Origin of the sequence: Aequorivita sp. Q41 (assembly GCF_039831855.1) — a bacterium.
Lineage (GTDB): Bacteria > Bacteroidota > Bacteroidia > Flavobacteriales > Flavobacteriaceae > Aequorivita.
The window spans coordinates 1,601,912-1,608,820 of record NZ_JBDPMS010000001.1; the positions used below are offsets into that span (position 1 = coordinate 1,601,912).

Below are 6,909 nucleotides of genomic sequence, written 5' to 3' on the forward strand. Positions count from 1 at the left end.
ATAAAACCCTATCGGTATGAATTTTAAAAATGTTGTTTTATTTGTTTTTGGCTTCGGAATGGCTACTGCTGCAAACGCACAGTTAAACATCCTGAATGCAAAAACCCCAGAGGAGGTAGGCAAAAAGACAGAAGCACAGATTGCCTATGATAATGATGAGCCATTACCATATGGTTACACTGATGAGCGGGATGTGTTGTGGTCTAAAACTACATGGGAAATAATTGATCTTGATGAAAGAGTGAACTTTCCTTTGTATTACCCTATCGATACAAACAACATTGGTGCAGACAGACGCTCTCTTTATGACGTTTTGGTAAAAAACATTAAAAACGGAAAAATTGAAAGTGTGTATGCAGATTCATATTTTACTGAAAAGCGTACTTTGAAAGACATTGAAGCTTCTTTGGTGTATAGCGACACTACCGATCTTGGTATTGAGCAATACAATGCCGAGGGAACTGTAGACCCACAGTATGTGCGTCGCTTTTCATTGGATGCTGGTGATATTGAAGAATGGCATATTAGAGGCTATTGGTATTTAGATAAGCGTCAAGGGGAACTTAAATACAGAATGTTGGGAATTTGTCCAGTTGCAAATGAAGCGCGTGCAAAAGCGTATCCAGAAGATGGTCTTGACTCTAAAGTTGAACTATTTTGGGTTTGGTTTCCAGGTGCTCGAGAAGCATTACACGAAGCAAAAGCCTTCAACAGAAAGAATACCTCACAACCAATATCATACGATCATTTGTTAAATTCTAGACGTTTTAATGCAGTTATTTATAAAGAAGATAACGTTCAAGGCGATAGAGATGTAAAAGATTACATCAATGATAACGCATTAATGCAGTTGTTAGAGTCTGAAAGAATTAAAGAACAAATACGAAATATTGAAATAGATTTGTGGAATTATTAATTAGTTAATAATCCATACTTTGAAGAAAACCCTTCAAGTTCCCTTATGGAAACTGAAGGGTTTTTTATTGATGCAACTATTGAAATGGTATATTTGAAAATTCAATTTTAAAGATGAAGAAGGTAGATTATATAATTGTGGGTCTTGGAATTGCGGGAATAAGTTTGTGCGAGCAACTACAAAAACACAACAAAAGCTTTTTGGTAATTGATAGTGGTCAGGCTGGAGCGACAGCAAAATCCGGGGGTGTTTTTAACCCAACGGTGCTTAAACGCTTTACAGCGGCTTGGAATGCGTCAAGCTTTTATCCTGCTGCTCTAAAATTTTATAATCAACTTTCAGACAAGCTTCAATTTAATGTTTTTGAAGAAACACCAATTTTAAGAATATTTAAAAATGTAGAAGAACAAAACAATTGGACCGTAGCCAGCGATAAAAAAGAATTGCAACATTTTCTTTCTACCGATTTTTTAAAAAATACAAATTCAGCTATTGAAGCCCCCTTTGGATTTGGAGAAGTTTTAGGTACCGCACAGATACCCCCAACAAATTTACTTTCTGCCTATAAAAATCACTTGCAACATATAGATTCCCTTCTATTAGAGGGTTTTCAATATGAAATGATTCAACAGCAAGAAGACAAAGTGGTTTATAAAAATATTTCTGCTAAAAAAATCATATTTGCTGAGGGGGCTATGGTAGTTGAAAATCCTTTTTTTCCCAACACTGCAATTGTGGGAAACAAAGGTGAATATGTTGTTATTAAAGCAAAAAACTTAAGCCTTGAGGTTCTTTTGAAAGGTTCTGTATATGTTATTCCCATGGGGAATGACACCTATAAAGTTGGCGCAACTTATAGCCGAGATGATTATTCATTAAACGCTACAGAAATTGCAAAAGAAGAGATTGTTTCAAAACTAAAGACAGTTATTAATTGCCCGTTTGAAGTTGTTTCACAAACCGTTGGTGTGCGTCCAACCACCCGCGATCATCGTCCCTTGCTTGGCTGCTTAGATGAAAATCCAAAACTCGTTTTTTATAATGGCTTAGGTACACGCGGCTTTTTTATGGCGCCGTTACTATCTGAAATACTCTATACTTATTTAGAAGAAAACAATCCTTTGTCAAATGAAATTGACATCCGAAGAACCCTTAAATGGGCTTAATTTTTATGTGTTTGCTTCGCGGCATTTTCATCATAATCTACGAAGAAATTTATCCAAATATTACGAGAAATTCTTATAATTAGCGGAAATAACACTGCTAAGGTTAAAATAATTGCTAAAAAAGAATAATTTCTGTCTAGCCCAATAAAAAAATATGCGATAATAAAAGCCGCAACAGCAATTGCAACACCAACCCCATAACTTACATACATTGCTCCAAAAAAGAAAGACGGTTCTATTTTAAATTTTTTATTACAATTACTGCAGTTTTCATGCATGTCCATTATGCTAGAAATCTTGTAGGGATTGCTTTCACAATACATATCGCCTTTATGGCAAACGGGACATTTACTTGTGAAAATGCTATAAAGTTTACTGCTTTTGAGGAATTCCATATTGGGTTTTTTTAGCACCACAAAAATAAGCATCTTTGCAAAAATTTTAGTCCTTTTACATGATCAATATTCACAATCTTTCGGTTTCCTTTCAAGGCGACTATTTGTTCGAAAAAATCACCTTTCAATTAAAACCAGGAGACCGTGTTGGTTTAGTAGGTAAAAATGGTGCGGGCAAATCTACATTATTGAAAATTATTTCCGGAGAACAGGAATATGATACAGGGCAGATTGCTACCGACAAAGAAATATCCATAGGTTTTTTAAAACAAGATATAGATTTTGAAAAGGGGAGAACTGTCTTGGAAGAATCGTACGAAGCTTTCACTGAAATAAAAAGATTAGAAAAACAACTTGAAGAAATAAATGTACAACTTGCGGAGCGTACCGATTACGAAAGTGAGCGTTATAATCAGCTGATGGTTGATTTGAACGACGTACAGCATCAGTACGAAATTCACGGAGGTTATAATTATCAAGGTGAAACAGAACGTATTCTTCAAGGATTAGGATTTCAGCGTGAGGATTTCACCAAGCTTACTGAAACCTTTTCTGGTGGTTGGCGTATGCGTATTGAGCTTGCAAAACTTCTGCTTCAAAACAATGATATTTTACTGCTCGATGAGCCTACAAACCACTTAGATATTGAATCTATTCTTTGGTTGGAAGAATTTTTAAAAAATTATGCGGGCGCTGTTGTGATTGTTTCGCACGATAAAATGTTCTTGGATAACGTTAGCAATCGTACCATTGAAATTTCACTTGGGAAAATTTACGATTTCAACAAACCGTATACGCAGTATTTAGTGCTTCGCAATGAATTGCGAGAACAGCAGCTTGCTTCCCAGAAAAATCAGCAAAAGCAGATTGAGCAAACGGAGAAGCTGATTGATAAATTTCGTGCCAAAGCCAGTAAAGCAACCATGGCACAGTCGCTAATTAAAAAACTGGACAAAATAGACCGAATTGAAGTTGATGAAGATGATAATAGTGTGATGACACTTCGTTTTCCTGTTTCAATAACCCCAGGAAAAGTAGTGATTGAAGCCAAAAATATTTCAAAAAATTACGGTGATAAAAAAGTATTGAATAATGTAGACCTTTTGGTGGAGCGTGAGAGCAAAATTGCTTTCGTGGGGCAAAACGGGCAAGGAAAATCTACTTTGGCAAAAATAATAGTTGAAGAAATTGAGTATAATGGAAAGCTAGATTTAGGCCATAATGTACAGATAGGGTATTTCGCACAAAATCAAGCGGATTATTTAGATGGTACTAAAACTGTCCTAGATACAATGATTGATGCCGCAAATGAGAAAAACCGAAGCCGCGTTCGTGATATTTTGGGGTCGTTTCTTTTTCGTGGCGATGAAGTTGAAAAGTATGTTCGTGTACTTAGTGGAGGGGAACGGAACCGATTGGCTTTAGCGAAATTGATGCTGCAGCCTTTCAATGTTTTGGTGATGGATGAACCTACAAACCACTTAGATATAAAATCTAAAAACGTTTTAAAGGACGCTTTGAAGAGTTTTGAGGGCACCTTATTATTAGTTTCTCACGATCGTGATTTTCTACAAGGCTTAACTAATAAAGTATATGAGTTTAAGGATGGCCATATTAAAGAATATTTAGGCGATATTGATTATTTCTTAGAGCAACGAAACCTTCAAAATCTTCGCGAAGCTGAAAAACGCACCGTAGTTGCTTCAGGTGTAAAGGAAAAAAGAAGTGCCGGTGAAGAATATGAAATTCAGAAGAAATTAAAATCAGTAAAAAACAAACTAAGTAATGTGGAATCTTCAATAGCTTCTTTGGAAAAAGAAATTGCAACAATAGACACCGAATTACTGATTAATTATGAGGAAACTATTGCAAAACCACACTTTTTTGATAAATATCAAGAAAAAAAGAAAACACTCAAAAAATTAATGGAAGAGTGGGAAGTGCTTCAAGAAACTGTAGAATCACTCTCATAATCCCCTATTTATAGGTGAAAACTTCACTAGTTATTTGAAATTGTTTTTTTTCATTAAAACTATGATCGAATATTACTTTCAATGCCCTTATTGCTGGGAAGAAGTTTCAATGCTTTTAGACCCTTCTGTACGATTTCAAAAATATATTGAGGATTGTGAAGTTTGCTGCAATCCTATCGAGCTTGAAGTGTCTTTTGAAGCTAATGAATTAGTTGGTTTTTCAGCTAACAGTATGGAGCAGTAGTTTAGCTAATGGGTGTCATTTTTATTGCCTCCAAGCATAGTTTTGATGAGTGCATTTTTCAAATTTATCCATAAAAAATTAAATACTGATTTGGTTTTGTCGCGTGTAGCAGTGGCAATTCCTTCGCGATAATTAGTGTTTTTAGCATCGCTATTTTTTGATAAAAATATATTGGCAATTGCCGATAGAAATTTATTTTTTCCTTTTCCGTTTTTCCGCAAAATGGAAACCTCAAAATCAGAATAGTTTATTTTCATATCAATGGTTGAGGTATCGTTGTTTCCATCAATTGTAAAATACGTTTTAGTGGTGTTTCCTTCCAATTTTACTTTTAAGTTTGGTTCTGTAAAGCTGTTCATTTTCTCTGCTACAAGAGGGCCTATGTTAGCTTTAAAAAGAAACTGGTCATTTTTATTTTGAACATCAAACTCCCAGTCTATTGCGATTGGTGTGTGTTCCATAAAGTCTGCATTAACCTTTATGGTGGTTTTTATAGGTTCTTTGTAGGTGTTACTTACATTAGAAATAGCTGCTTCTAATTTTTCAAAATTTAGGGTGCCACCCATATTTTCCTTTTTTACTCTTTCTTCATATTTAATTTTGGCATCAAAAATTTTTAAGGAATCAACAGTAAGGTCAAAAGGTAGGTTGCGCAACATTTTGCTATACAATGATTTTGGCTTATTGTTATCGGCAACTAGTTTATCACGATATACTTCTAAAGAAGGTGTGGCTAAAGAAATTTTCTTGCTTTTTGCAAAAAAACGATTGTGATTAAAGCCAAAGTCAAAATCCTCAACCGAAAGTGATTTTAGTGTTAGGTTGTAATAATCCTGCTCTATGGCAATAACCTTAGACAGTTCTTTTTTTGAATACTTTGTTTTTAATTCTAAATTGTCGAAAATTGCGGTGTTGTTTTCAATTGAAAAATCTCTAACAGTAAGGTTTTCAAAAGGGCTTACTTTAACAAAAACAGTGTCGCTTTTTGCTTTAACATTACTGTACTCAAAGGGAATTTTATTTAGATGGGTTTTAGCATCCATTTTAATTCCATCAACTTCAATGCTTAACCCTTTAGTGTAGAGCTTTGTAGAATCTTTGCCTTCTTCATAAATAGCAAATTTGGTGTTATTAATTATTACTTTATCAATGTTAATAGGTTTGTAGATTTCAAAAATTCCTTTTCTAATCGAGTCTTTGTTAGGCTTTATTCGATCCTTATAATAAGCCATTGTAGGGTTGTCTATGGAGATGCTTTCTATATTTATTTCGCCATTTATAAGATAATCCCAATAACTTATATCGGTTATTTTTAAGTTTTCAACATTTATAAAGGTGTGCTTTATGCCATTTCCCTTATTTTTTATAATGAGAGAAGCATTAGTGATGTTAAGCGAGCCTTCAAAAGATGCCACAGTAAGGGCGTCGTACGATCGCACCATATTTTCAGGTAAACGATTGTTGATAAAGACTTCAAGCTTGTTTTTAAGAATGATATTTATTGAAACTGTAGCGATTATAAAAATGGCGCCAAGCGTAATAATTATAAATGCTATTTTTTTGAAATGTCTATTCACAATTTAAAGATAAGTAAAGATTTTTCTGAAAAAAGAATTTTAATAATACTTTAAAAAAAATCGCTGTTTCTTTCTTGTGGTATTTAAAATCCTTCGTATCTTTGCAGTCCAATATTTCTGTCGGCATTATGAACCGAAAGTTAAAAGCTAAAGAAGGGATATTGCAAATTCCATATCGCGGGATAGAGCAGTAGGTAGCTCGTCGGGCTCATAACCCGAAGGTCACTGGTTCGAGTCCAGTTCCCGCTACTAGTAAAATCAAGGCTTCACAGAAATGTGGAGCCTTTTTTTATTTTCAAAATAGGTAGTCACAGGTTACTCCGACGCTTCGGAGCTGTTCCCGCTATTTAATAAAACCTTTCAGGAATTTGAGCGGTTTTTTTTATTTTCAAAATAGGTAGTCACAGGTTCCTCCGACGCTTCGGAGCTGTTCCCGCTATTTAATAAAACCTTTCAAGAATTTGAGCGGTTTTTTTGTTTTCAAAATAGGTAGTCACAGGTTCCTCCGACGCTTCGTAGCTGTTCCCGCTATTTAATAAAACCTTTCAGGAATTTGAGCGGTTTTTTTATTTTCAAAATAGGTAGTCACAGGTTCCTCCGACGCTTCGGAGCTGTTCCCGCTATTTAATAAAACCTTT

Annotated in this window: 6 protein-coding genes and 1 tRNA gene; 5 read left to right on the top strand and 2 right to left on the bottom strand. The window is 34.7% G+C overall.

The genetic code is table 11. The features are described from left to right. Nucleotides 1-16 precede the first annotated feature (16 nt). Together gldN and ABJ955_RS07310 are read left to right on the top strand one after the other, a co-directional pair. Entirely contained in the window at nt 17-916 is a 900-nt protein-coding gene (gene gldN, locus ABJ955_RS07305) for a gliding motility protein GldN (protein ID WP_347373941.1), read from the top strand. A 113-nt stretch (nt 917-1,029) separates the two neighbouring features. Continuing rightward, the gene (locus ABJ955_RS07310; protein ID WP_347373942.1) at nt 1,030-2,082 is read left to right on the top strand and encodes an FAD-dependent oxidoreductase; all 1,053 of its coding nucleotides are present in this window, start codon (nt 1,030-1,032) and stop codon (nt 2,080-2,082) included. On the opposite strand, the gene ABJ955_RS07315 is transcribed toward ABJ955_RS07310, so the two are convergent. Then, entirely contained in the window at nt 2,079-2,477 is a 399-nt protein-coding gene (locus ABJ955_RS07315; protein ID WP_347373943.1) for a DUF983 domain-containing protein, read from the bottom strand. The two genes, ABJ955_RS07310 and ABJ955_RS07315, sit on opposite strands and share 4 nt — an antisense overlap. Before the next feature lie 59 nt (nt 2,478-2,536). Between ABJ955_RS07315 and ABJ955_RS07320 the strand changes: the two genes are divergently transcribed. After that, a complete protein-coding gene (locus ABJ955_RS07320) occupies nt 2,537-4,450 on the top strand; it encodes an ABC-F family ATP-binding cassette domain-containing protein (RefSeq protein WP_347373944.1) in 1,914 nt (637 codons plus the stop codon). 61 nt (nt 4,451-4,511) lie between these two features. Further along, nucleotides 4,512-4,694, top strand: coding sequence for a CPXCG motif-containing cysteine-rich protein (locus ABJ955_RS07325; protein ID WP_347373945.1), 183 nt, complete (start codon nt 4,512-4,514; stop codon nt 4,692-4,694). Between the two features lie 5 nt (nt 4,695-4,699). Here ABJ955_RS07325 and ABJ955_RS07330 read toward each other — a convergent pair whose 3' ends face one another. Then, on the bottom strand, nt 4,700-6,271 hold the full coding sequence (locus ABJ955_RS07330; RefSeq protein ID WP_347373946.1) for a hypothetical protein: 1,572 nt from the start codon (nt 6,269-6,271) through the stop codon (nt 4,700-4,702). A 176-nt stretch (nt 6,272-6,447) separates the two neighbouring features. Here ABJ955_RS07330 and ABJ955_RS07335 point away from each other — a divergent pair. Beyond that, nucleotides 6,448-6,520: transfer RNA gene (locus ABJ955_RS07335), tRNA-Met, on the top strand. Nucleotides 6,521-6,909 lie beyond the last annotated feature (389 nt).